Source organism: Massilia sp. CCM 8734, from assembly GCF_011682155.1.
Taxonomy (GTDB): domain Bacteria; phylum Pseudomonadota; class Gammaproteobacteria; order Burkholderiales; family Burkholderiaceae_D; genus Telluria_A; species Telluria_A rubra.
In genome coordinates this window covers 141,766-165,863 of the sequence record NZ_WHJI01000001.1, presented here as the reverse complement: position 1 = coordinate 165,863, position 24,098 = coordinate 141,766, and the positions used below count along the sequence as shown (strand labels likewise).

The 24,098-nt window shown below is 68.0% G+C and carries 20 protein-coding genes; 17 read left to right on the top strand and 3 right to left on the bottom strand.

Annotated features, from left to right (window positions below; all coding sequences use genetic code 11):
- Nucleotides 1-133 precede the first annotated feature (133 nt).
- The 10 genes from F2P46_RS00695 to F2P46_RS00650 all read left to right on the top strand — a co-directional run bounded on the left by F2P46_RS00695 (nucleotide 134) and on the right by F2P46_RS00650 (nucleotide 16,083).
- Nucleotides 134-961 carry a hypothetical protein gene (locus tag F2P46_RS00695; protein ID WP_166884315.1) on the top strand — a complete coding sequence of 276 codons (828 nt, stop codon included), beginning with the start codon at nucleotides 134-136 and terminating at the stop codon, nucleotides 959-961.
- Nucleotides 962-1,023: 62 nt separating this feature from the next.
- Nucleotides 1,024-2,061, top strand: coding sequence for a DUF4214 domain-containing protein (locus F2P46_RS00690; RefSeq protein WP_166884313.1), 1,038 nt, complete (start codon nucleotides 1,024-1,026; stop codon nucleotides 2,059-2,061).
- A gap of 5 nt (nucleotides 2,062-2,066) precedes the next feature.
- Nucleotides 2,067-4,028 (top strand): glycosyltransferase family 2 protein, encoded by a 1,962-nt coding sequence (locus tag F2P46_RS00685; protein WP_166884311.1) that lies wholly within the window; start codon nucleotides 2,067-2,069, stop codon nucleotides 4,026-4,028.
- Nucleotides 4,025-4,675, top strand: a complete 651-nt coding sequence (locus F2P46_RS00680) for a class I SAM-dependent methyltransferase (protein WP_166884310.1) — start codon at nucleotides 4,025-4,027, stop codon at nucleotides 4,673-4,675. Before F2P46_RS00685 ends, F2P46_RS00680 begins: the two co-directional genes overlap by 4 nt.
- Nucleotides 4,672-5,892, top strand: a complete 1,221-nt coding sequence (locus F2P46_RS00675; RefSeq protein WP_166884308.1) for a glycosyltransferase — start codon at nucleotides 4,672-4,674, stop codon at nucleotides 5,890-5,892. The genes F2P46_RS00680 and F2P46_RS00675 overlap by 4 nt, the downstream gene beginning before the upstream one ends.
- Before the next feature lie 44 nt (nucleotides 5,893-5,936).
- On the top strand, nucleotides 5,937-10,316 hold the full coding sequence (locus F2P46_RS00670; protein WP_166884306.1) for a glycosyltransferase: 4,380 nt from the start codon (nucleotides 5,937-5,939) through the stop codon (nucleotides 10,314-10,316).
- Nucleotides 10,313-11,851, top strand: coding sequence for a class I SAM-dependent methyltransferase (locus F2P46_RS00665; protein WP_166884304.1), 1,539 nt, complete (start codon nucleotides 10,313-10,315; stop codon nucleotides 11,849-11,851). Before F2P46_RS00670 ends, F2P46_RS00665 begins: the two co-directional genes overlap by 4 nt.
- The gene (locus F2P46_RS00660) at nucleotides 11,848-13,161 is read left to right on the top strand and encodes a hypothetical protein (RefSeq protein ID WP_166884302.1); all 1,314 of its coding nucleotides are present in this window, start codon (nucleotides 11,848-11,850) and stop codon (nucleotides 13,159-13,161) included. The genes F2P46_RS00665 and F2P46_RS00660 overlap by 4 nt, the downstream gene beginning before the upstream one ends.
- Nucleotides 13,149-15,161, top strand: coding sequence for a hypothetical protein (locus F2P46_RS00655; protein WP_166884301.1), 2,013 nt, complete (start codon nucleotides 13,149-13,151; stop codon nucleotides 15,159-15,161). The genes F2P46_RS00660 and F2P46_RS00655 overlap by 13 nt, the downstream gene beginning before the upstream one ends.
- A complete protein-coding gene (locus tag F2P46_RS00650) occupies nucleotides 15,154-16,083 on the top strand; it encodes a class I SAM-dependent methyltransferase (protein ID WP_166884299.1) in 930 nt (309 codons plus the stop codon). The genes F2P46_RS00655 and F2P46_RS00650 overlap by 8 nt, the downstream gene beginning before the upstream one ends.
- Here the strand turns inward: F2P46_RS00650 and cysC are convergent.
- The gene (cysC, locus tag F2P46_RS00645) at nucleotides 16,074-16,673 is read right to left on the bottom strand and encodes an adenylyl-sulfate kinase (protein WP_166884297.1); all 600 of its coding nucleotides are present in this window, start codon (nucleotides 16,671-16,673) and stop codon (nucleotides 16,074-16,076) included. The genes F2P46_RS00650 and cysC overlap by 10 nt on opposite strands.
- A 115-nt stretch (nucleotides 16,674-16,788) precedes the next feature.
- Between cysC and F2P46_RS00640 the strand changes: the two genes are divergently transcribed.
- From F2P46_RS00640 to rfbA, 4 genes are all read left to right on the top strand, one after another.
- Nucleotides 16,789-17,424: a class I SAM-dependent methyltransferase gene (locus F2P46_RS00640; protein WP_166884295.1), complete on the top strand. Its 636-nt coding sequence runs from the start codon at nucleotides 16,789-16,791 to the stop codon at nucleotides 17,422-17,424.
- 13 nt (nucleotides 17,425-17,437) lie between these two features.
- Nucleotides 17,438-18,178 carry a methyltransferase domain-containing protein gene (locus F2P46_RS00635; protein ID WP_166884293.1) on the top strand — a complete coding sequence of 247 codons (741 nt, stop codon included), beginning with the start codon at nucleotides 17,438-17,440 and terminating at the stop codon, nucleotides 18,176-18,178.
- 89 nt (nucleotides 18,179-18,267) lie between these two features.
- Nucleotides 18,268-19,323 carry a dTDP-glucose 4,6-dehydratase gene (gene rfbB, locus F2P46_RS00630; protein ID WP_166884291.1) on the top strand — a complete coding sequence of 352 codons (1,056 nt, stop codon included), beginning with the start codon at nucleotides 18,268-18,270 and terminating at the stop codon, nucleotides 19,321-19,323.
- Nucleotides 19,320-20,207 carry a glucose-1-phosphate thymidylyltransferase RfbA gene (rfbA, locus tag F2P46_RS00625; protein ID WP_166884289.1) on the top strand — a complete coding sequence of 296 codons (888 nt, stop codon included), beginning with the start codon at nucleotides 19,320-19,322 and terminating at the stop codon, nucleotides 20,205-20,207. Before rfbB ends, rfbA begins: the two co-directional genes overlap by 4 nt.
- A 26-nt stretch (nucleotides 20,208-20,233) precedes the next feature.
- On the opposite strand, the gene F2P46_RS00620 is transcribed toward rfbA, so the two are convergent.
- Both F2P46_RS00620 and F2P46_RS00615 read right to left on the bottom strand, forming a co-directional pair.
- Nucleotides 20,234-20,689, bottom strand: a complete 456-nt coding sequence (locus tag F2P46_RS00620) for a hypothetical protein (RefSeq protein ID WP_166884287.1) — start codon at nucleotides 20,687-20,689, stop codon at nucleotides 20,234-20,236.
- Nucleotides 20,690-20,883: 194 nt separating this feature from the next.
- Complete coding sequence (locus F2P46_RS00615) at nucleotides 20,884-21,204, bottom strand: hypothetical protein (protein ID WP_166884285.1); 321 nt, start codon at nucleotides 21,202-21,204, stop codon at nucleotides 20,884-20,886.
- A gap of 120 nt (nucleotides 21,205-21,324) precedes the next feature.
- Here F2P46_RS00615 and F2P46_RS00610 point away from each other — a divergent pair, with 120 nt between their 5' ends.
- The 3 genes from F2P46_RS00610 (at nucleotide 21,325) to F2P46_RS00600 (ending at nucleotide 24,084) form a co-directional block, all read left to right on the top strand.
- Entirely contained in the window at nucleotides 21,325-21,696 is a 372-nt protein-coding gene (locus F2P46_RS00610; RefSeq protein WP_166884283.1) for a DUF2946 domain-containing protein, read from the top strand.
- A gap of 85 nt (nucleotides 21,697-21,781) precedes the next feature.
- A complete protein-coding gene (locus tag F2P46_RS00605) occupies nucleotides 21,782-21,997 on the top strand; it encodes a hypothetical protein (RefSeq protein WP_166884281.1) in 216 nt (71 codons plus the stop codon).
- Nucleotides 21,994-24,084 (top strand): TonB-dependent receptor, encoded by a 2,091-nt coding sequence (locus F2P46_RS00600; RefSeq protein ID WP_166884279.1) that lies wholly within the window; start codon nucleotides 21,994-21,996, stop codon nucleotides 24,082-24,084. The genes F2P46_RS00605 and F2P46_RS00600 overlap by 4 nt, the downstream gene beginning before the upstream one ends.
- Nucleotides 24,085-24,098: the final 14 nt, after the last annotated feature.

The following is a 24,098-nucleotide window of genomic DNA, read 5'->3' as shown; positions in this document are numbered from 1 at the left end:
GATAGGGGTCCGGACGTGCGCGCCCTTGCTTTGCGCTATAGTTTTTGCATAAGAAACTTAGCCAATCAACTATTTCTTCTGGGTGGTGTACCGTATGGAAATTACTGGTTCCACAGTTCTACTTCAGCCTGGCATGTATATCCTGCGCCATCCCAAGCAGGGCATGGCGCCGCTCTCCATTGCACGCGCCCCCGGCGCGCCTGGTGACGGCACGCTGGAAACGCTCGGCACGCCCGGCACCCACAACGCGGTGCTGCGCGACGGCAGCGACTGCATCGTCGTGCATGTCAGCGGCGGGCCGGTCAGCCTGCTCGTGACCGCATTTCTCGAACAAAAGGGTGACCCGATCCCCGCGCTGCGCGTCGACCAGATCGGCCTCGACCGCCCCGGCGCGACCGCCCCGGCCCCGTCCGCGCGGGTGATCGTGCCCGCGCCGCCAGCGGCCGGCGGCATCCAGATCGGCGCCCAGGGCATCACCCTGATCGGCCATGTGGAGCGCGACGGCGACGTCATCGCCGCGCCCGGCGAGTTGCTCGGCGACCCGCGCAGCCTGCTGCGCCTGGAAGGCTTCCAGGTGGTGTGGCCGGACCGCCCCGACGGCGTCGACCTGGCCTACAACATCGTCGTCGAAGGCGGCGGCGCACTGCCGATGGTCAAGAGCGGAAAATTTTGCGGTACCCGCGGCGAAGCGCGCCGCATCATCGCTGTGACCTTCGCCCTGATCGGCCCGCACGCCAGTCAATGGCGGCTCGATGGTACAGCGTACTTCAGCGGCGGCTATCAGGTGCCGCTGCAATCTGCCGTACCGCTGAGCGGGCCATCCGGGCTCGAACATCTGACGGCAGTCACCCTGAGCGCAACATTGGACGAGCAGGTCGGCGCCCAGCGCAATCCCTGGCAGGAATCGGCCAGCACCAAGGTGTTCAAGTCCAACGGTACCGCACAGCAACTCGCTTCCTGAGCGGCGTGCGGTCGCCAGGCCCGGCTTGAGCAGGCGTCTCAACGACAAGAGGAGAACTACTTATGTATGAATTACCGAGCGCGAGTGCCACCACTACCCTGCGTGGCATCAATCCCCTCATCTTCACCCAGGGCACCATCGACCGCATCTTGCAGCTGACCGCCGCCGTCGACAACTCCGTGCGCTTCGACACCGTCGCGCCCGACACCAACGGCAAAATTACGGCCCCGTTCGGCGCCGAAGTGGTGCTGGTCAACTCGTCCGACAATTTCGTCGCGGCCATGACACCGCCGACCAATGCCCCGGTGATCGTGTTCCAGGGCAAGGGCGGCGTCAACGTCAGGTTCGAGGACACCAGCAGCGCTTCCGTGCCGGACAACAAGGTCGACCGCGTCATCGTCGGCACCAACAGCACCGACAAGTTCGTGCTCGCCGATACGCGCGACAACCAGCTCAACCTGGGTAGCGGTAACAGCGTGGTGCAGACCGGCGGCGGCAACGACACCGTCATTGCCGGACTGGGCAACAGCACCGTGGTCGGCGGGACCGGCAACGCCATCGTCCAGCTCAGTGGCAACGCCGCCGATTACAAGGTCACGGTCAAGGATGGCCACGCCATTGTCACCAACCTCAAGGACCTCAAGACCACCGATATCACCAACCTCCAGTTCGTCCAGCTCGACGGCACCCAGGCGCTGGTGTTCGCCGAGGATTTCAAGGAGGCCGGGGTGGCCACCATCTACGAAGCCGCGCTCGGTCGCACGCCGGACGCCAAGGGTCTCGATTTCTGGCTCGACGCCGTGCGCGCCGGGGTGACGCTGGAAAGCATTGCCCAGAGCTTCCTCAACTCGACCGAATACCAGGCCCTGCCGGCGCAGGACAACCAGCAATTCCTCACTAAGCTGTACCGCAACACCTTCGACCGCGCGCCGGATGCCGAAGGCCTCGCATGGTGGACCAAAGTGCTCGACAGCGGCGTTTCGCGCGCATCGGTGCTGGCCGGTTTCGTCTCCGACGCCGGACAAAGCCTGGAAGGCACCGCCGCCCACGTCGAACCGGTCGTGGTCGGATCGGTGACCGTCGTTCACAATATCGTCTGAACGTGGTGGCGAGCGCGTCGGCAACGGCGCTGCCCTCGGCCTGGCGCTCGCCACGCCTGCGCGACGACTTTTTGCTGTCGCGCGCGGTCGGGGCGTTCCAGGCCGGCTTCCCGGCCGACGCCCTGCTCGGCGCGGAAGCGCTGTGCCGGCGCCATGCCGAACTGGTGGCGCCGGCATTGCTGCGCGCCGTCATCCTGCAATCGCTTGGCTCAAGCCTGAGCGCGGCGGCGTGGCTGCGCGCCTGGCGCCGCGATCCGCAAGACCCCAATATGCAAGACAAGCTGCTGGGCGCCTGGCTGGCCGCCGGCGAGCCGGCCCGGGTGGCGTCGCTGGCGCCGGCCCTGCTGCCGCGCCGCTGCCGGGCCGGCAGCCAAACCAGCCTGCTGGCGCACGCGCAGTCGGCCGGCCTGGCCCCGGCCGGGGCCTGCTGGCGCAGCGGCGCCGACATCGAAGGCATGCTGTTCGACGCCACGCCGGCGGCCAGCCTGCTGCTGCACGACGAGCATAGCGGGCAGCACTACGAGGTACGCCTGGAGGGCGCGCGCTTCCGCTTCGCGCCGCCGCATCCGGACGGGGTCTGGTCGCTGGCCTTGCCGGGCGCTGCCGGCTGCCTGCCCGGCTCGCCCCTGGTGTTCGCCGCGCCGCGCCCGGCCAGCGCTGCACCGGCGCCGCCAGCGCCGCTGACCGTGCTGGTACCCCTGTATCGCGGCCTGGAACAGGCGCAGGCCTGCGTGGCCAGCGTGCTGGCCAACCTGCCCGCCAACCGCATCGAGGCGCGCCTGTTGCTGATCGACGACGCCAGCGGCGAGAGCGCGCTGTCGGTCTGGCTCGACACCCTGCAAGCCGATCCGCGCATCACCGTGCTGCGCAACCGCTACAATCTCGGCTTCATCGAAAGCGTCAATCGCGGCCTGCGCCATTGCGCCGGGCACGACGTGCTGCTGCTCAACGCCGACACCCTGGTCCACGGCGACTGGCTCGACCGCCTGCGCGCCGCGCTCTACCGCGCGCCCGACATCGCGTCGGTGACGCCCTGGTCGAACAATGGCGAGATCAGCAGTTTTCCCGACATCGCCCGCGCCGCGCCCGTGCCCGACCCGGCCCGCTTGCGCGAGCTCGACGAGGGCGCCGCCGCGCTGCAACGCGAGGGCGCCACGGTCGATGTCGAGGTGCCGGCCTGCTGCGGCTTCGCCATGCTGATGCGCGCCGGCGCGCTGGCCGCCATCGGCACGCTCGACGGCGCCGCGCTCGAACGCGGCTACGGCGAGGAGGTCGACTGGTGCCTGCGCGCGCGCGCCGCCGGCTACCGCCATTACGTGGCCACCGGCGTGTTCGTCGCGCACGCCGGCGGCGTCTCGTTCGGCGCCGAAAAACACTTGCGGGTACAGCAGAACCGCGCCGTGCTGGTGGCGCGCTATCCCGACTACTACCCCCAGTACCAGCGCTTCCTGCGCACCGATCCGCTGGCTGCGGCGCGCGCCGCCCTGGCCCGGCGCGCGGGCGGCGCCGAGGCGCCCATGCCGGCCGCGCAGCCAGCCACCCCCGCCTGCGCCCCAGGCACGAGCGTGGCCTCATCGTGCACCCGCATCGCGGTCTGGCGCCATCGCATCGGCTCGCCGCAGGCGACGCAGGTGCTGGCCCTGGCGCGCCTGGTCGCCGCGCGCAAGGACGACAGCGTGCGCCTGCTGGTCATCGGCGAGGTCAGCGAACTGCTGTGGGGCACCGGCGTGGTCGACGCCCTGCCGGCGGCGACCCGCCACGGCGAGGCGCTGCTGGGCGACACCGAGCTGCTGACCATCGGCGCCTGCGCCGTGGTGCTGGTGTGCGAAGGCGACGACGTCCCGGCCGGGATCGACACGGTGCGCCTCGGTCCCGCCTTCGACGCCCGTTACTGGTTCAGCGCCTGGCTCGGCGTGCCGCCGGCCGCCGCCGCGCCGTTCCGCTTCGCCCAGGCCGGCGCCCGATGAGCACTAGCGCGGCTGCCTGCCCGACTCCCCCGCCAAACGCGTGCGCCGCCCCGCGCGTGCGCCGCCTGCTGCACGTCGGCTGCGGCGTGCGCAATGGGCGCGCGTTGCCGGCCTGCTGGCACGGCCCCGCATGGCACGAAATCCGCCTCGACATCGACCCCGGCGTCGCGCCCGACATCGTCGCCAGCATCTGCGACCTGTCGATGCTGGCCGACGCCAGCGTCGACGCGGTCTACTCGGCCCACAACCTGGAGCACCTCGACGCCTTCGAGGTGCCGCGCGCGCTGGCCGAGTTCCGGCGCGTGCTGCGCCCGGACGGCTACGCGCTCATCACCCTGCCCGACCTGCGCGCCATCGCCCTGCATATCGCCGCCGGCCAGCTCGACGCGCCGCTGTACCAGTCCGCCGCCGGCGCGATCAGCCCGCTCGACATGCTGTTCGGCCACCAGGCCGCGCTGGCCGCCGGCCACCGCCACATGGCGCACCGCACCGGCTTTACCACCGCCAGCCTGGGCCGCAAGCTGCTCGGCGCCGGCTTTGCCGAAGTGCGCGTGCACGAGGGAACGCGCTGGGACCTGTGGGCGCTGGCCTGCATGCCCGCCACCGGCGCCGCCGTGTGGGACGAGCTGGCCGGGGTGATGCAATGAAGATCCTGTTCATCCACCAGAATTTTCCAGCCCAGTTCCAGCACCTGGCGGCCGACCTGGCGCAAGAAACCGGCAACCAGGTGGTGGCGCTCGGCCTGAACGGCGGCGTGGCGACGCCCGGCGTGGCGCCGCCCGGGGTGACCCTGCGCCGCTACCAGCTGCTGCGCACGGCCGGCGCCGACACCCATCCGCTGCTGGCCGAACAGGAAACCCATGTGCGCTACGCCGAAGCCTGCGCCGCTTGCGCCATGCAGCTCCAGCGCGACGGTTTTACACCGGACGTCATCTATGCCCATCCGGGCTGGGGCGAGGCCTTGTTCATCAAGGACGTGTTCCCGCACGCCAGGCTGCTGATCTACTGCGAATACTATTACGCGCTGGAAGGCCAGGATGTCGGCTTCGACCCGTCGCTGCCTCCCCTGAGCCTGCCCGAACGCTGGCGCCTGCGCCTGCGTAACAGCACCAACCTGCTCAGCATGGAACTGGCCGACGCCGCCCTCTCGCCGACGCGCTGGCAGCGCAATACCTACCCGGCCTGGGCGCGCGACAAGATCAGCGTGATCCACGACGGCGTCGACTGCGAACGGCTGCGCTTCAAGCCCGATGCGCGCCTGGCGCTGCCGCTCGCGCAGGGCGGCATGCGCAGCTTCCAGCCCGGCGACGAGGTGGTCAGCTACGTGGCGCGCCACCTGGAGCCGATGCGCGGCTTCCAGGTGTTCATGCGCGCCCTGCCGGACCTGCTGCAACGGCGCCCGCAGGCGCACGTGATCGTGGCCGGCGGCGAGGCGTGCGGCTACGGCCACGCGGCCCCCGGCGGCGCCAGCTGGAAAGAACACATGCTGGCCGAGGTGGGCGAGCATATCGACCTGGGGCGCGTGCATTTCACCGGCCAGCTGGCGCCGGCGCAGTACCTGGACCTGCTCAGCATCAGCCGCGTGCATGCCTACTGGAGCGTGCCGTTCGTGCTGTCATGGTCCTTCCTCGAAGCGGCCTTGTCCGGCTTGCCGGTGATCGCCTCGGCCACCGCGCCCGTGCTCGAATTCGCCGCGCGCCTGGACGTGCCTACCGTGCCCTTCTTCGACGCCGCCGCCTTTGCCGACGCCCTGGCCGAACGCTGCGCGGCCGGACCGCAAGGCCCGCGCGCCTTGCGCCACCTGCCCGACACCGACCTGGCGCAGTGCCTGGCGCGCCAGCGCCAATGGTTGGGGGCCAGCTAGCCGCAACCGTCTTTCCAACTCCCTTTATCGATTCAGGAGACAGCATGGATGTCAGCAGCAACGCGGTATCGAACGAGCACGCCGGCAACGGCGCACTGGCCGGGCGCGCCATCCGTGGCCTGATCGAGCGCATCGGTCCTGACGGCGTCAGCGGCTGGTGCCTGGACCTCAATTGCCCGCAGGAGCAACTGGCGCTGGAGTTTCGCGCCGGCGGCAAGCCGATCGGCTTTACCACCTGCAGCGTGGAGCGCGACGATGCCGGCGGCTTCGGCTTCCACTGGCCGCTGCCGCGCCACATGCCCCAGGTCGCGCTCGACACGCTCGAAGCCTGGGTCTTCGACACCACCATCAAGCTGGAACGCGCGCCCGCGCAAGACGGCGGCGCGCAGCCGGCGCGCCACGCCAGCGGCGCCATCGTGCTCGCACAGGTGGAAGCGGCCGGCATCGGCGGCGCCATCGACGGCGCCGGGCCGGGCCAGGCGCTGACCATCGAACTGCATGCCGACGGCGTGCTGCTGGCGGCGCAGGAGAGCGGCCCGGTTTTCCTGCTGCCGGTGCCGGACGCGCTGTTCGACGGCCAGTTGCACCAGCTGACCCTGCGCGTGCCGGAACTTGGCGCCCAACTGGCGCTGCCGCGCGAACTGAGCGTGTTTGCCGCTATCGAGGCCGGCAACTACCACGTCCGCAACGGCATCCTGTACGGCTGGATCGATCCGCGCGGGGCGCCCGGCGGCGCGGCCGAGCTGCGCGTGGACGACGGTCCGCGCAGCCTGGGCAAAATGCCGGTGGACGCCGGCGCCGAACCCGGCGCGCCCTTCAACTTCAAGTTCGAGCTGCCGTTCAAGCTGTACGACGGCGCACAGCACGCCATCGCCATCAACCTGCACGGCACCCGCTGCCGCCTGCGCACCCAGGGCGGCGCGCTCTCGCTGGCGTGGCGCCATCCGGTGGTGGGTCGGGTCGATCGGATCGATTCCAACGGCCTGCACGGCTGGGCGCTCGACACGCGCGACACCAACCAGGTGCTCACGGTCGGCCTGTACGAGGGCGAACAGTTGCTGTGCCAGGGCCAGGCCCAGCTGGCCCGGCCCGACGTCAACAAGTCGCTCCAGACCGAGGGCAATCACGGCTTCGAACTGCTGTTCCCGGCCGCGCTGTACGACGGCCAGGCGCGCCGCATCAGCGTGCGGGTGGACGGCATGCCGCTCAATTTCCGGCTCGAACACGACGTGCCGCTGCTGCTCACGCCCGAGCAACTGGCCAAGATCGACCCGGCCGAGCGCTACCAGGGGTTTGTCGAACAGCTCAATACCGGCATGATCATGGGCTGGGCGTGGGACCGCAAGAACCCGGCGGTGCCGGTCCATGTCGCCATCTATGTCGACGACACCTTGCTGGCGGTGGCCGAGGCCAACCGCTTCAGTGCGCGCCTGCGCAGCGACCACCGGCATGGCCACCATGCCTTCCTGGTCAGGTTCCCGACCCACCTGATGAACGGCGCCCAGCGCAAGATCCGGGCCGTGATCGTCGAAGGCGGCCTGGGCCTCAAGATCGAGAACGACAGCCTGCGCTTCCCGCTGGTCGACTTTTTCGGACGCCAGATCGCGCCCCTGCCGGACGGCCACTACAGCCACCGCGCGCCGCCGCAACTGTGGCAGGGCCGGCGCGCGCGCCTGCCGGCGCCGCTGGCGGAACCCGGCACGCCGCTGATCTCGATCATCGTCCTGAACTGGAACGGCGCCACCATCCTGCGCGACCTGCTCGAATCGATGCTGCGCATCGACTGGCTGCACGACTACGAACTGCTGCTGATCGACCACGGCTCGGTCGACGCCAGCCTGGCCGTGGCGGCCGAATACGCCGAACGGCTGCCCTTGCGCATCCTGGCGCGCGGCGTCAATTTTTCGTTCGCGGCCTCGAACAACTACGGCGCCGCCCTGGCGCGCGGGCGCTACCTGGTATTCGCCAACAACGACCTGGTGATGCTGCACGACTGCCTGGCGCTCATGCGCGAACACCTCGACGATCCGCAGGTCGGCGCGGTCGGCCTCAAGCTGCTCGAGCCGCTCGCCAGCGGGGCCGACGCCTGGCGCTACGTTACCCATCACCAGGGCGTGCAGTTCAAGGTCGACACCCTGGCCGGCAAGGGCCAGCGCTATTACGCGCCGATGGAAATCGGCGAGCAGCCGCACGCCGACCTGGCCGGCTGCTACGACCTGCCGGTGGCCACCGCCGCCCTGCTGATGTGCCGGGCCGAGGAATTCAAGGCCATCGGCGGCTTTTACGAAGGCTATGTCTACGGCATGGAAGACGTGGACCTGTGCCTGGCGCTGCGCCTGAACCTGGGCAAGTCCGTGCTGTGCGATACCGCCGCCGTGGCGCTGCACAACCGCAGCGCCACGCGCGACTCCAAGATCCGCGCCGGCGCGCACCAGAAAATGTACTCGGCCAAGCTGCACGCGAATAACCGCAAGCTGTACATCGGGCGCTATGGACGCCGGCTGACCCGCACCATCCTGCGCTCGCTGGTCGAGGGCGAAACCATGTGGCGCCCGGCCCCGCTGCGGGTCACCATCGCCGTCACCGCCACCGCCATCAGCACCCCGGCCGGCGACTTTTTCACGGCGCTGGAACTGGGCGAGGCGCTGCACCGCCTGTACGGCTGGGAAGTCATGTTCGCGTCCATGCCAACCCACCAGTTACCCGGCACCGACGTGCTGGTGGTGATGCGCCACGATTACGCCATCGAAAAAATCAGCGAAGCCAATCCGGGCCTGGTCACGGTGGCCTGGGTGCGCAACCGGGTCGACCAGTGGATCGACGCCCCGCACCTGCAAGCCTACCAGCTGGTGTTTGCGTCGTCGCAGAAAGCGATCGCCCATCTGCGCGAGGCCACCGGCATCGAAGCGACCCTGCTGCCGATCGCGGCCAACGCGGCCCGCTTCAAGCCGCTGCCGCCTGCGCCCGAACACGCCAGCGACGTCACGTTTACCGGCAGCTACTGGGGCGCCGAGCGCGAAGCGATCGGCCTGCAAGACCTGGCGCGCGAGCGCTACCAATTCGCCATCTACGGCCACGGCTGGCAAGACCGGCCCGACTGGAAGGCCCACTGGCGCGGCGCGGTGCCGTACGCGGCGCTGCCCGAAATCTACAACTCCGCCAAGATCGTGCTCGACGACAGCCACCCGGTCACGCGCAACTGGAACTCGCTCAATTCGCGCGTGTTCGACGCCTTGGCTACCGGCAAACTGGTGCTGACCAACTGCCGTGGCGGCGCCGAGGAACTGTTCCCCGGCCTGCTGCCGGCCTTCGACGACGAGCAGCAACTCCAGGCCCTGCTGCGCCACTACCTCGACAACGACGAGGAGCGCGAGGCGCTCGCCGCCAGGCTGCACCGGGAGGTGCTGGAAAAGCACACCTACGACGTGCGCGCCGCCACCTTCCGCGACGGCCTGCGCGGCCTGCTCGCGCACACCTTGCGCTTTGCGATCAAGATCGGGGTGCCGTCCATGGACCAGCGCGAGCAATGGGGCGACTGGCACTTCGCGCTGGGCATCAAGCGCGCCCTGGAAAAACGCGGGCACGTGGCCCGGATCGACATCCTGCCCGACTGGTACTGCGGCCTGACCGCCGCCGACGACGTGGTGATCGTGCTGCGCGGGCTGTCCCAGTACCAGCCGCAGCCGACCGCCATCAACCTGGCCTGGCTGATCAGCCATCCGGACGATGTGACCGTGACCGAACTGCAGCAATACGACCACGCGTTCGTGGCCTCGAACAGCTTTGCGGCCTGGCTGGGCGAGCGCATGGGCGACCAGGTCAGCCCGCTGCTGCAATGCACCGACCCGGCGCTGTTCTATCCGGAGCTTGACGAGGAACTCGATGTGCCGGAGGTGATTTTCGTCGGCAATTCGCGCGGCCAGCTGCGCGAGGTGGTGCAGTACGCGCTGGCCGGCGGGGTCGACTTGGCCGTGTACGGCGGCCTGTGGGAAGGCATCCTGCCGCCGCAGATGGTGCGCCAGACCTACATTCCCAACGCACGCCTGCGGCATTACTATTCGGCCGCCAAGGTGGTGCTCAACGACCACTGGAGCGACATGCGCGACCAGGGATTCGTGTCGAACCGCCTGTTCGACGCCGGCGCCTGCGGCGCGACCATCGTCAGCGACGACATGCAAGCGTGCCGCGCGCTGTTCGGCGATGCTGTACATTACTACAACACGCCGGAAAATCTGGCGGCCGGGGTCGCCAGGCTACAGCGCGGCAAAGCAAAAACTGACAGGGGAGGCAAACGCTTGCGTGAACTGATCATTGCCAATCATACTTTCCAGCACCGGGTCGACGACATCTTGCAGGTCGTCGCACGGCTGGCGCCCGACACCGTCGCCGCCAGCGCGCCAGTTACCGCCGTGGAGGCCGCATGAGCGCCGTCCTGAACGCCGAAACGGCGCTCCAGCCGCCCCTGCCACCGGCCAAGCTGCGCTTCATGGCCGAGACCGACGAGTCATTCTTGCCGATCTGCGACCACCTGTGCCGCACCGTGCTCAGTCACAATGTCGACCTGGACTGCGACCTGCTCGACGTCGGCTGCGGCTATGGCCGCCTGGCGTACGGATTGCGGCGCGCCGGATTTCGCGGCAGCTACCGCGGCTTCGACATTTTGTCCACGCAAGTCGACTGGCTCAAGCGCAACTTTGCGCAAGCGCACGACGCCGCCCGCTACGATTTCGACTTCGCCAACGTGCATAACGCCCGCTACAATCCGGGCGGCCTGCCGTTCGAAGACATCAAGCTGCCTTATGCCGAGGCCAGCTTCGACTGCGTCACCTCGTTTTCGGTGTTCACGCACATGTACGAGGACGACATCCGCCACTACCTGCGCCGCATCGGCCCGCTGGTGCGCCCGGACGGCAAGTGGCTTGCCACCTTTTTCCGCCTGCCGGACGATTTTTCGCTGACTACCCAGCACCCGGCGATGCGCTACCGGCTGACCGAGCAGATTTCCCCGCACGCCTTCATCCACAACCCGGCCGAGCCGCTGCATGTAATCGCCTACAAGGAATCCTTCCTGCGCCAGGTGTTCGCCGAGGAAGGCTGGACCGTCGCAGCGCACCACCCAGGCAGCTGGCTGGGCGACCCCGACGACGGCGAGTTCCAGGACTGGTTCGTGCTGCGCCGCCAGGGCGCGCCAGCGCAGGAGCCGGAGCCGCCGGCACAAACGGAAGCGCTGGCGCCGCCTGCGCCTACGCCGGCCGCGCCTACGCCGGCCGCGCCTACGCCGGCCGCGCCCGCCTGCAACATCTGCGGCGGCGCCGCCTTCGGCCCCGGCCCGTCCGGGCGCCTGGCCAGCACCGGCGCGCCTCCCTGCTGCCAAAGCTGCGGCTCGCTGGAGCGCCAGCGCGTGGTGCGCCACATGTTCCAGGCCATGCCGGTCGGCTTTCTCGACTGGCGCCGCAGCCTTCAGTTCAGCCCGGACCAAGCGCACAACCCGGCCTGGTTCCGCAGCCATGAAGTGTCGGTGTACGACGGCCCCGGCAGCCTCGATATCCAGGCCATCGCGCGGCCGGACGGCAGCTACGACTACCTCACCGTCAGCCACGTGCTCGAATGCATTCCGCGCGACCTGGCCGCCTTCGACGAGCTGCACCGCGTCCTGTCGCCGCGCGGGCTGCTGCACATCGGTTTCGGCGGCAGCCAGCTGCGCGCCGTGACCGAAGACTTCGACGTTCCGGTCGACCGCTACGCCAATGTGCACCGCTACGGGCGCGATGTGTACCAGCGCTTCGGCTGCGCCGCCAAGGGCATGGGCATGCTGGCCGTGCAAGGCATCGACCCGGTCACCGGCGCGACCGACGTGGCCCATCTGTTCGCCAAGGATGCGGCCGATATCGCGCGCGTGCGCGCCTGGCTGCTGGCCTGGGACCCGGCCCTGGTCATCGTCGACGAACAGCTGCCATGATGCGCGAGCCGACGCGGGCCTGCCAACTCGCCGACGCGCACTGCAATCTGTGCGGGGCCGGCATGCGCGAGGCGCACGACGCGCTTTGCCCGGTGTGCGCCAGCAGCGCGCGCCAGCGCGTGATGCGCAGCGTCTTCCAGGCGCTCCCGCATGGCTTGCTGGCCTGGCGCACGCTGGCGCCCGCGCCCGGCCCGCACGGCCTCGATGAACGCTGGTTCGCCGGGCGCGCCACGGCGGCCGACCTGGCGCTCGCCGAGCCGGCGGACGTGGTCGAAGCGCTCGACAGGGTCTCGGCGCGCGGCGTCGTGTACGTTAGTGGCGATGGCGCCGCCCTGGCTGGGTTGCTGGCCTTGCACTGCGCACCCTGTTCGGTGATCGCCATGGACGTGGCCGACCCGGGCAGCCCGGCGCGCCTGGCCGCCAGCCTGCTGCTGCGCGATGGCGCCGACGCGGCGCGCTGGCTGCCGTATCTGCAGGCGCGGCACGGACAAGCCGCCGTGGCGGCGCGCGTGGTCGAGGACCCGTTCGCACCGCTGCGCGCCGAACTGGCGTGCTGGGAAGCTGTAGAACTGGAGTGCAGTTTGTGGTGGCGCGACGACGACCTGGTCGCCGACAGCCCCGCCCTGCGCCGCCTGGCCGCGCTCTCGCAGCGCCACGCCGCGCCGGTGCTGGTGGCGGTCATTCCCGCCCAGGCCGACGCCGCCCTGGCGCGCGCCACCGAAGACGGGATGCCGACCCTGGCCTTTTGCCAGCACGGCTGGAATCACACCAACCATGCGGCGCCGGACCAGCCCAACGGCGAATTCGGGGCGGCGCGCGAACCGGCGGAGGCCGAAGCGGACCTGGCGCGCGGCAGCGAACGCATGCGCGATCTGTTCGGCGAACGCTTCATGCCGGTCATGGTGCCGCCCTGGAACAAGCTGGCGCCGGCGCTGGCGGCGCGCCTGCCGGCGCTCGGCCTCTACGGCGTGTCGCAATACCTGTCCGAGCCGTTTACCCCGGTCGATGGGCTGGTGCGCGTCGATACCCACCTCGACATCGTCGACTGGCGCAGCGGCGCCGGCGTGCGCGAGCCGGCGGCGCTGGTCGAGCGCCTGGTGGCGATTTTGCAAATGCGCCGCACCGGCCAGTTGAGCGAGCCGGTCGGCATCCTCAGCCACCACCGCGTCATGCTTGATGGCACCTGGCGCTTCCTCGAGCGGCTGCTGGCCGTCACGGCCGATTTTTCCTGCACGCGCTGGCTGCACCCGCGCGAAGTATTTGACGAGACGACATCCATGATCCAAAAAGAAGCGCAATGCGCTGCCTGATCGTCGGCGCCGCCAAGACCGGCACCACGGCGCTGCTGTACGCGGTGGCGCAAGCGATGGGCGGCGAGCCGGTGATCCATTTCGAGGAACGCATCGCCACCCTGCCGCCGCTGGCGCCGCACACGGCGGCCAAGCTGCTGTTCGAACAGGAGCGCGCCGACGACATCGCCGCCTTCGGCGCCGGCTTCGAGCGCCGCATCCTGCTGGTGCGCGACCCGCGCGATAACCTCATCAGCCGGCTGCTGTACATGGTGGCGTCGTTCCGCGTCCAGATGGACGATGCCCCCTGGCTGCGCACCATCGCCACGCTGCTGCAATGCAAACAGCAGGACCCGGCCTCGGTGGCGCTGCAAGCGTTTCCGCAACTGCGGCCGCCATCGGTACTGCTGGAACATACCTGCGCCGCCAACCAGGCGCTGGCGGCGTTCGCCGCCGCCCATGGCGGCGACTGGTTCATCCTGCGCTACGAAGACCTGGTGGCGGGCCGGCTGGACGCCCTGTCGGCCTACCTCGGCCTTGCCGTGCGGGCCGACCCCAAGGTCGATCCGACTTACCAGCGCGTGACGCGCACCAAGGGCGCCGGCGACTGGCGCCACTGGTTCACCCGGGACGATGTGGCGCATTACCGGCCGCTGCTCGACCCGCTGATGCGCGCCCTGGGCTACGCCGACGACTGGACCCTGGCCGATCCGCCGCTGATCACCCCCGAGCACAGCTGGGTGTATTTCGAGCGCCTGGTGCGCGAACGGCGCCAGTTCTTCGATTTACCGCCGCTCACGCTGCCCACGCCCGGCCAGCATGGGCCGGCGACGCCCATGCGTCTGGGCAAGGCGGACGTCGTCAACCGGCTGATCCGCCAATTCGGCTTCAAGCGCTATCTTGAATACCAAAAGTTCGACGGTTCCGGCTGTTTCGAGCAAGTCGCCTGCGACAGCAAGACCCGGGCCTATATTCCCGAACATAACTACCTCGACGGGGCCAACACCGAGCGCCTGCTGCGCACGGCGGCCACGGTGCCGCCACACGACATCCTGGACCTCGCGCAACTGCTGGAACGGCACGCCGGGCAGCGCTTCGACATCATTTTCTACGATCCGGTGCACCTGCGTCCGGCGGTGGACGAGGCGCTGCGCGCCTTGCCGACGCTGCTCAATCCGGGCGGCGTGCTGGTGGTGCACGACTGCAATCCCGAAAACGAAGCCTGGACCAGCGCGCAACGCAGCCCCGGCACCTGGTGCGGCGAAACCTACAAGGCCTTCGCCCTGCTGCGCCACCACAATCCGGGCCTAACCGCGACGGTGGACGAGGATTACGGGGTCGGCCTGATCTGGAACAATGGCCTGCTACTCGATTATCCGCTCGCCGATCTCAACTACCAGCAATTCGCGGCCCAGCGCGTCTCCTACGCCGGCTTGATCAGCTACCACGAATTCCTGGCCAAAACGGCCGAGGGGGACATCGCCACCCTGTTCGCCGCGCCGGCGGCGCCCGCGCCGCTGCGTTTCCAGCCCCAGCCCGCGCAGGCGCCGCGCATGGCGAGCCAGCTGTTCTGGCGCGGGCCGGAGCAAGACTTCAGCGAAGAGCAGGCGCTCAGCCTGCCGATCGTGCTCGACGGCAGCGAGCAGGTGCTGCACTTTACCTTTCCGCCTGGCGTGGCCGGCATCGAGCGCCTGCGCTTCGACCCGGCCGACGGCATTGTGGCGCTGCGCCTGGCGTCGATCGAACTGATCGGCCCCAAGGGCGCGCTGATGTGGCGCTGGGACGCCGATGGGCATGCCGGCCAGGACTGGCGCGCCGTGCGTTTTTGCGAAGTCGATGGCGCCAGCTTGCTGCTCACCACAGGCAGCGATCCGCAATTTCATCCGGCCTTGCCGGGCAGCGTGCGGGCCCGGCTCGGCGCCGGCTGCAGCCTGTCGGTGGTGATGGCGCCGCAGCCACCGCTGGTGGGCGCGCTGCTGGCGGCGCTCGACCAGGCCCGCCAGGGAGCATCGAATGAATGACGCAGTGAGCGACACCGTGCAAACCGCCGCGCACTGGAACGCGCCGCCGCCTTTGCCGCGGCGCACGCGCTGGTGGCAATCGAAGGCCATCGTGCGCCACATCAACCGCCGCATCGCCGGCGAGGAAAGCGACGGCACCGCTGGCGGCGACCTGGCGCTGCTGCGCGCTCAGAATGGCGGCGCCGCGTTCGGGCGCGCCATTTCGGTTGGCTGCGGCACCGCCTACCATGAGCTCGAATTGCTGAGAGCCGGCGTGGTCGAGCACTTCGACCTGTATGAAATCGCCCCCAGCCGGGTCGCGGCGATCCACGCGCGGGCCGAAGCCTTGGGCTTGAGCATGCGCGTGTCGGTCAGCGGCACGGATGCCTTTGCCAACGTGGCGCCCGGGCAGTACGACCTGGTTTACTGGCGCGACGCCCTGCACCACATGAACCCGACCCTCGATGCGGTCGCGTGGAGCCGGCGTGTGCTCCAGACCGGCGGCCTGTTCTACATGCACGAGTGCGTGGCGCCGAGCTACATGCAATGGAGCGATCACCAGCTCGACCTGGTTGAACGCGTGCGCCGGATGCTGCCGGCGCGCTACCTGGACGATCCGCACCAGCCGGGGCGCCTGATATCGGCGCGCAGGAGCCGCCCGACCGTCGCCGGCATGCGCGCGGCCGATCCGAGCGAGTGCGTCGACAGCGCCAACATCCTGCCGAGCGTGCGGGCGGTGTTTCCGAATGCGGCGGTGGTGCCGGCCGGCGGCATTGTCTACATGCTCGCACTGAACGATGTCCTGGCCAACCTGGATGAAGAGCGCGACGACGGCCTGCTGGCCGCGTTAATGGCGATTGACGATTTGTACAGCGACGCCGGCGACTTCGTGTATGCGGTGGCGCATGCGCGCAAGCTCGATCCGGCCGCAGCCTACGCCTGATGGGTTACGTGGGTAACGCGCCGCTCGCGCAGCAGAAGCAGCAGCGACGCCAGCGCGTCGTCGACCGAGCCGCTGGCGGTGTCGAGCACCAGGTCGGGCGCGGCCGGCGCCTCGTAGGGCGAGGAGATACCGGTGAACTGGGCGAGCTGGCCGTCGCGCGCGCGCCGGTACAGGCCCTTGACGTCGCGCTCTTCGCACACCGCGAGCGGGCACTGGCAAAAGACTTCGAGAAAAGCGCCGTCGGGAACCAGCGCCCGGGCCTGTGCGCGGTCATCGGCGAAGGGCGAAATGAAGGCGCAGATGACGATCATGCCGGCGTCGGCGAACAGCGCCGCCAGTTCGCCGGCGCGGCGGATGTTTTCGCTGCGGGCGGCATCCGAAAAGCCAAGGTCGGCGCACAGGCCGGTGCGCAGCTGGTCGCCGTCGAGCACGTAGCTGCGGCAGTCCATCTCGAACAGGCGCCGCGCCAGCGCCTGGGCCACGGTCGACTTGCCGGCGCCGGACAGGCCGGTCAGCCACAACACGGCGCCACGGTGGCGGTTCTGGACGGCGCGTTCGGCGCGGGTGATGCTGGCGGCAGGCGTTGGCATGGCGGGACTCGGCAAGAGGGGGTGAGCGAACTGGAGCGACGATATATTCACATAAACCATGGCTGCGCGGCGGGTTTTCCTGACGCGCGGTGCGAATTTTTTCCGACGGGAGCGCATGGACACGCAATTGGCGCTTGAGCGCATGCAGGCCCCGGCCACACCCGTGTGCAACCTGTGCGGCGGCAAGGAGTTCGGCCCCGGCCCTGGCGGACGCCTCGGCAAAGACCAGCTCGGTCCGCACTGCCTCGCCTGCGGTTCGCTGGAACGGCAGCGCGTCGGCGCACGCGTGCTGCAAGACCTGCACGGGGGCGACCTGGAGTGGCGGCGCGCCCTGCTGCTGGGAACCGAGCATGGCGCCGATCCGCGCTGGTTCGCCCATTGCGACGCGGCGCCATCGGTTCGCGCCGGCAGCTTGCCGGACGCGCTGGCCGGCTACGGCGCCGGCAGTATCGATTTCATCGGCATGATCCACATGTTCGAATACCTGGACCGGGACCGCGAGGCCTTTGCCCGCTTGCTGCGCCTGCTATCGCCACGCGGCGTGCTGCAGGTCTGCTTCGCCGATCCGCGCGCGCGGCCGTGGACCGCGATCCAGGTGGGGCCGCCGGGCAGCGTGCGGCGCTGGTACGGACGCGACCTGGCCCGGCATTTGCGCTGCGACGAGCTGCGCGTCGACCTGCATGTGCATGAAGCGGCCGACCCCGGCACCGGCGTAGTGCTGCCGGTGCACATATTCCATCACCAGCCATGAAAGCCTCGCCCCGATGACCGCCGACGACATCGCCAGCAAGAAAGATTACATCCGCCAGCGCGTCAAGGGCCTGGACAAGGCGCTGCTGCCGCTGGGCGACCCGGCCGGCAAGGACGTGCTGGTGTTTGGTTGCGGCCTGGGTAACGAAGTGCTGTGGAGCGCGCGGCGCGGGGCGCGCTCCGTGCTCGGCATCGACCTCGGCATCAGGACCCATGCGCCGCTCGACGAGCTGATGGCGGAAGAAGGCTTCGGCGATTTCAGTTACGCCATGCACGAATGCAATGTGCATGACCTGGCGCTCGACCATCCGGGCCGCTACGACCTGGTCGTCTCGAACGGCGTGTTCGAGCATGTGACGGACCTGAAAGGCGTGTTGAACGCGCTGCGCCCATTGCTGCGGCCCGGCGGGCGGATGGCGCTCTACGCCGACGGGCTGTGGTTTTCGGCCATCGGCGGCCATCTGGGCAAATGCAACTGGGAGCACCTGTGGATGGCGCCGCACGAGATCAAGGAGCAGTTTCCGGAGCGCTGGCACGCGTATATCAGCAATCTGAACCGCATGACGGCGGTGGACTTTTTGCAGGCGCTGCGCGACGTGGGCGCGCTGGTGCTGCAGTTCAACGTGCGCAGCGACCCCTATTTGCGCAACGCGGCGCCGCTGATGGACGCGATCCGCGCGCGCCAGCAAGTCTCGCCGACCGATCTGTCGATCACCTCGATCAGTTGCGAGCTGTGTTTTCTGGAGCATCTGTGATCGCACGAATGTTAAACAATTCCATTCCAGTCGCGCCGCATTTCACATAAAATCGGCATGTCGACTTGCCGACCTTTTAGGGAGACTCCATGATACTTGTCACCGGTGGCGCCGGCTTTATCGGATCCAATTTCATCCTCGACTGGCTGGCGCACAGCGACGAGCCGGTGATCAATCTCGACCAACTGACCTATGCGGGCAACCTGGATAACCTGGCCCCGCTCAGGAACGATGCGCGCCATGTTTTCGTGCGGGGCGATATCGGCGAGCGCGCGCTGGTATCGGGACTGCTCGCCAGGCACCGCCCGCGCGCAGTCATCCATTTTGCCGCCGAAAGCCATGTGGACCGCTCGATCAACGCGCCCGGCGAATTCATCGCCACCAATATCAACGGCACGTTTTCCCTGCTGGAGGCGGCGCGCGCGTATTGGCAGGAGCTCGATGGCGGTGACAAAAGCGCCTTTCGCTTCCTGCACGTTTCGACCGATGAAGTGTACGGCACCCTGGGGCCGCTTGATCCGGCATTTACCGAGCAATCGGCGTACGCGCCGAACAGCCCATATGCGGCGTCCAAGGCGGCGTCCGACCATCTGGTGCGGGCCTGTTATCACACCTACGGCTTGCCGACCCTGACCAGCAATTGCTCGAACAATTACGGGCCGCGCCAGTTCCCGGAAAAGCTCATTCCGCTGATGATCGCCAATGCCCTGGCCGGCCAGGCGCTGCCCGTGTACGGCGACGGTCGCCAGATCCGCGACTGGCTGTACGTGGGCGACCATTGCGCGGCGCTGCGCCGCATTCTCGACGCCGGCCGGCCGGGCGAAGTCTATAACGTGGGGGGACAAAACGAAATGAGCAATATCGACGTGGTGCACACGCTGTGCGACCTGCTCGACGCCGAAGCGCCGGCGGCCGGGTCGTACCGTGGCCGGATCGCGCATGTGACCGACCGCGCTGGCCACGACCGCCGTTATGCGGTCGATGCGGGCAAGCTGCAGCGCGAACTGGGCTGGGCGCCGGCCGAGAATTTTGCCAGCGGGCTGGCGCGCACGGTGCGCTGGTACCTGGCCAACCGCGACTGGGCGGCGGCGATTGCCTCGGGCGCGTATCGGGATGTGCACTGGACGACGGGAGTGGCGCCATGAGCGCCGCACGCAAGGGCATCATCCTGGCCGGTGGTTCCGGATCGCGCCTGTACCCGGTCACGACCAGCATCTCCAAGCAATTGCTGCCGGTGTACGACAAGCCGATGATTTACTACCCGCTCACCACGCTGATGCTGGCCGGGATCCGCGATATCCTGATCATTTCGACCCCGCAGGACACGCCGCGTTTTCGCGAATTGCTGGGCGACGGCAGCGCCTGGGGCATCAACCTGGAATATGCGGTGCAGCCTTCGCCGGATGGCCTGGCGCAGGCCTTCATTATCGGGCGCGAGTTTGTGGGCAACCGGCCGTCGGCGCTGATCTTGGGCGACAATATCTATTACGGCCACGAACTCGATAACAAGCTGAAAAAGGCCAACGACCACCACGATGGCGCCACCGTGTTCGCCTATCACGTGCTCGACCCGGAACGCTATGGCGTGGTCGAATTCGGCGACGAGCAGAATGCGCTGTCGATCGAAGAAAAGCCCAAGGTGCCGAAGTCGAATTACGCGGTGACCGGGCTGTATTTCTACGACCGCCAGGTGTGCGACATCGCCGCCGAAATCCGTCCGTCGGCGCGCGGCGAGCTCGAAATCACCGACGTCAATCGCGCTTATCTGGCCGCCGGCCAGTTGCATGTGGAAGTGATGGGGCGCGGCATGGCCTGGCTCGATACAGGGACGCATGAATCGCTGCTCGACGCCTCGCAATTCATCGCCACCATCGAAAAGCGCCAGGGCCTGAAAATCGCGGTGCCGGAAGAAGTCGCGTACCGCAAGGGCTTCATCGGCGCGGAAGAACTGGAAGCGCTGGCGCGGCCGATCAAGGATAACGCGTACGGCAAATACCTGCTGCGTGTGTTGTACGACCAGATTTTCTGAGGAAGGCGGCGGGCGCTCTTTTGCGCTTAATGGATCTGTCGCTTCGTTGCGCCATCTAAGGCACGTAGCCACAATCGGCTCCAGGCGAGCGCAGCCGTATCCGCTGGGCTGGCAAACAGACGACGACAGGCAAGATCGAACCGGCCGAGCACATAGCGCTGTTCTTGCGCAATCGAGGCATCCTTCCTCGCATGGCCGTGCGCTGAAGCGTGCGCCGTCGACCAACGTGGAAACTCAGCGACATCAGCGCCCCCCAACCGACGGCGACAGAGGTCACAAAACTTGTTGGCGATATCGTATTTTCGCCGGGTGTGCTGGCCGCAAATGAGGCATTCCATGACATTGCCGTCCTCATGCATCCAATAAACGCCGCCATTCTCAGGCCGGCCACGCAAGTCGCGCACGGAAAACGGTTCGTAATCCGTGGGGTCGAAATCGGCGCGATTGACGTCGTCAAAGCCGTTTTCATCGAAATCATCCATGCTTGTCATTCTCTCTTGTGCTGCCCCACAGCGGTGCAGGTAAAACAGCTTAGATCAGAATAATATATTGCAGCAATACATAATTATCAAAATTTTATTCAACGAAAAGAAGATTTACATCACAAAAGATTCTTGGCTTTCGACGTCGATCCAATGACGTTTTTTTGCAAGCTGCCCCCATCGGCTAAGGTGTTCTATTTCGCCGGCGCTTGCGCCGGCGCATTTTTCCCGCTCTCGCCAGGGCGCGGAATCTTGATCCACTCGGCGCTCTTGAGTTTTTCGGGCGGTACGGGCACGTCGCCGGCCGGGCATGGGGCGTCCGGCCGATCCTTGAAGTGGCCATTCTCGCATTCCGACACGAGCGTCCCGTTGCGCCCCGCAGCGATTTTCTCGGGCGAATCTGCAGGGATGTCGCGGTTGCCCATCCAAAAGATGCGGAAAGCGATCATCGCCACGAACAGCACGATCAGCATTGGCCAGCCCAGTTTTACTTCACCACGCTCGAATTGGCGCATCTGTCTTCTCCTGAAAAGTTCATTGCAATCTTGCCATGATAGCGCAATCGAAAAGCCTGCCGGCGGATCGGCCGCCGTCGCCGTGTGTTCAAACGGCAACAACGCGACTATAATGCCCGCATGAGCACCCTGGCAAAGCGACAAACACTGCACATCTGGATCGCCTTCCTGGCCATCCTGTTCAGTGCCTTCGCGCCCGCCATCGGCAGCGCCGCCATGGCGTCCGCGACGATGGAAGTGTGCACCAGCGAGGGCGTTCGGCTGATCGACGTGGCCGCCAGCGACGACGCTTCCGGCTCGGCGCATCACGCCATGCAGCACTGCGCGTTTTGCACCACCCACGCCGGCTCGTCCCTGCCGCCGGCGCCGCCCACCGGCATGCTGATCGTCGAGATCGGCCGCAGTTCCTACCCATCGCTGTTCTATCGCGCGCCGCAAGCGCTGCACGCCTGGTCGTCGGCCAACCCGCGCGCCCCTCCCCTCCTCGCCTGACCGTCCGTACCAGTTTGGCCACCGGCTTGCCGGGGCCTTGTGCCGCCATCCGCGCGGCTCCGAACCTGTTTGACGAGGATTTATCTTGAAACCGACCCCTGTCGCTTCAGCGACCACGCTCGCCATCGCGATGCGAACGCTGCGCTGCTTTAACGCCGCCGCCTTCAGCGCGCTCGCCTTTTTCTACTTCGCGTCGTATTGCCTGCCCGCGGCCCCCTTCTTCGCGCTGCAACTCGTGCCGGCCGCCGCCACCACGTTATTGAACACACCATCACTTTCCGCCAGCAAGGACGCACCATGAAACACCTTCACATTCCCGCCTTCCTCGCCCTGGCCGGCGCCGCCCTCAACGCCGGCGCCCAAACCGCACCCGACGGCCCGATCGAGGCGCGCATGCGGGTGATCGTCTCGGCCATCGGCGAAGGCTGGCGCGCGCCGCAGAACGGCTCCGGCGACGCCGCCTCGCTGCTGGGCGCCACCCCCGGCTATAGGGTGGCCCAGGGCGGCGGCGTGTCCAGCCTGCCAACGATCAACGGCCTGGGCGACGACCGCCTCAAGATCCGGATCGACGGCATGGAAATCACCTCCGCCTGCGCCAATCACATGAACGCGCCGCTGTCGTACATCGACCCCACCCAGATCGGTCACATCGACGTGCTGGCCGGGGTCACGCCGGTCAGCGCCGGCGGCGACAGCATCGGCGGAACCTTGACCGTCAAATCGGCCGCGCCGGTATTCGGCGTCGACGGCGAGCGCCTCGTCACCAGCGGAAAACTGTCCCTGAGCGGGCGCAGCAACGGCGAGGCCGTCAACGCCGGCGTCTCGGCCAACGTGGCGAACGAGCGCCTGAGCTTCGGCTACAGCGTTGCGCAGGCGCGCGGCCACAGCTACGACGATGGCGACGGCCGGCGCGTCCTTGCCAGCATGTACCGCAGCACCAACCAATCGGCGCTGCTGGCCCTGCGCGGCGACGGCCAGCGCCTGACGCTGCGCGCCGGCGTGCAGCGCATTCCCTACCAGGGTTTCCCCAACCAGTACATGGACATGACCGGCAACGACGCCACCTTCGCCAACCTGAACTGGCTGTCGACCTTCGGCTGGGGCGAGCTCGACGCCAGCGCTTACTGGCAATCGACCAGGCACGAGATGGGCTTCTTCACGCCCGAGCGTCCCGGCACCATGCCGATGCTGACCGATGGCCGCAATGCCGGCTATGCGCTCAAGATCACGCTCCCGGCGGGCGAAGCGGGCACCGTGCGGTTGGGGCACGAACTGCACACGTTCAGGCTGGACGACTTCTGGCCCGCCGTTCCTGGTTCGATGATGATGGGACCGCAAACCTATGTAAACATCAACGATGGCCGGCGCGACCGCATCGCGCTGTACGGCGAAGCCGAAACCCGCCATGGCGGGCGCTGGACCTCGCTCTTCGGCGCGCGCTGGGAATCGGTGCGCATGGACGCCGGCGCGGTCCAGCCGTATTCGAGCAACATGATGAATGCGGCCGACGCGGCGGCGGCGCAAGCGTTCAACGCGCGCGCGCGCCGCCAGCGCGACGGCAACCTGGACCTGACCGCACTGGCGCGCTTCGAGGCCGACGCGAATACCACCTACGAGCTGGCGGCGGCGCGCAAGACGCGCTCGCCCAACCTGTACGAGCGCTATTCCTGGGGACGCGGCACGATGGCGATGACCATGACCAACTGGTTCGGCGATGGCAACGGCTATGTTGGCAACATCGACCTCAAGCCGGAAACCGCCACCACCCTGGCCTTGACCGCGCACTGGCATGGCGGCGGGGCGGACGGCTGGTTCGTCAAGCTCAACCCGTACTACAACCGGGTCAGCGACTATATCGACGTCGATACGCTGGGCCGGTTCAACCCGTACAGGAGCAAGAGCGCGCAAGGCGCCCTGCTGCGCTTCGCCAATCATGACGCCAGGCTGTACGGCGCCAACCTGTCGTGGCGCATGCCGCTGCCAGCCTCGCTGGCATTGACGGGCAATGCGGCCTACACGCGCGGCAAGCGCGCCGATGGCGGCGACCTGTATCACATCTCGCCGCCCAACGCCCTGCTGGCGCTCGACTACAGCCACGGTCCGTGGAGCGGCCAGGTCGAGACCAAGCTGGTGGCGCACAAGGACCACGCCGACGCTCGCCGGCTGGAGCCGCACACGGCGGGCTACGCGCTGTTCAACGCGCGCGCCGGCTACCAGTTGCGCAAGAACGTGCGCCTGTCGGCCGGCGTGAGCAACCTGATGGACAAGCAGTATGCCGACCCGCTGGGCGGCGTGTACCTGTCGGGCCTGGCCGCGCAGCGCGGGGCCTTGCAAGCCTTGCCCGGTTACGGCCGCTCGGTGGAGCTGGGACTGACCATCGGCTTCTGATGCGATGCCGGTGA

Bases quoted from the DNA above. Each gene is read 5' to 3' on its own strand.
- F2P46_RS00690 (WP_166884313.1), top strand. From the start codon at position 1,024: ATGTATGAATTACCGAGCGCGAGTGCCACCACTACCCTGCGTGGCATC.
- F2P46_RS00695 (WP_166884315.1), top strand. From the start codon at position 134: ATGTATATCCTGCGCCATCCCAAGCAGGGCATGGCGCCGCTCTCCATT.
- F2P46_RS00600 (WP_166884279.1), top strand. From the start codon at position 21,994: ATGAAACACCTTCACATTCCCGCCTTCCTCGCCCTGGCCGGCGCCGCC.
- F2P46_RS00675 (WP_166884308.1), top strand. From the start codon at position 4,672: ATGAAGATCCTGTTCATCCACCAGAATTTTCCAGCCCAGTTCCAGCAC.
- F2P46_RS00615 (WP_166884285.1), bottom strand. From the start codon at position 21,204: ATGCGCCAATTCGAGCGTGGTGAAGTAAAACTGGGCTGGCCAATGCTG.
- F2P46_RS00650 (WP_166884299.1), top strand. From the start codon at position 15,154: ATGAATGACGCAGTGAGCGACACCGTGCAAACCGCCGCGCACTGGAAC.
- rfbB (WP_166884291.1), top strand. From the start codon at position 18,268: ATGATACTTGTCACCGGTGGCGCCGGCTTTATCGGATCCAATTTCATC.
- F2P46_RS00635 (WP_166884293.1), top strand. From the start codon at position 17,438: ATGACCGCCGACGACATCGCCAGCAAGAAAGATTACATCCGCCAGCGC.
- F2P46_RS00665 (WP_166884304.1), top strand. From the start codon at position 10,313: ATGAGCGCCGTCCTGAACGCCGAAACGGCGCTCCAGCCGCCCCTGCCA.
- F2P46_RS00680 (WP_166884310.1), top strand. From the start codon at position 4,025: ATGAGCACTAGCGCGGCTGCCTGCCCGACTCCCCCGCCAAACGCGTGC.
- F2P46_RS00640 (WP_166884295.1), top strand. From the start codon at position 16,789: ATGGACACGCAATTGGCGCTTGAGCGCATGCAGGCCCCGGCCACACCC.
- rfbA (WP_166884289.1), top strand. From the start codon at position 19,320: ATGAGCGCCGCACGCAAGGGCATCATCCTGGCCGGTGGTTCCGGATCG.
- F2P46_RS00670 (WP_166884306.1), top strand. From the start codon at position 5,937: ATGGATGTCAGCAGCAACGCGGTATCGAACGAGCACGCCGGCAACGGC.
- F2P46_RS00610 (WP_166884283.1), top strand. From the start codon at position 21,325: ATGAGCACCCTGGCAAAGCGACAAACACTGCACATCTGGATCGCCTTC.
- F2P46_RS00655 (WP_166884301.1), top strand. From the start codon at position 13,149: ATGCGCTGCCTGATCGTCGGCGCCGCCAAGACCGGCACCACGGCGCTG.
- cysC (WP_166884297.1), bottom strand. From the start codon at position 16,673: ATGCCAACGCCTGCCGCCAGCATCACCCGCGCCGAACGCGCCGTCCAG.
- F2P46_RS00620 (WP_166884287.1), bottom strand. From the start codon at position 20,689: ATGGATGATTTCGATGAAAACGGCTTTGACGACGTCAATCGCGCCGAT.
- F2P46_RS00660 (WP_166884302.1), top strand. From the start codon at position 11,848: ATGATGCGCGAGCCGACGCGGGCCTGCCAACTCGCCGACGCGCACTGC.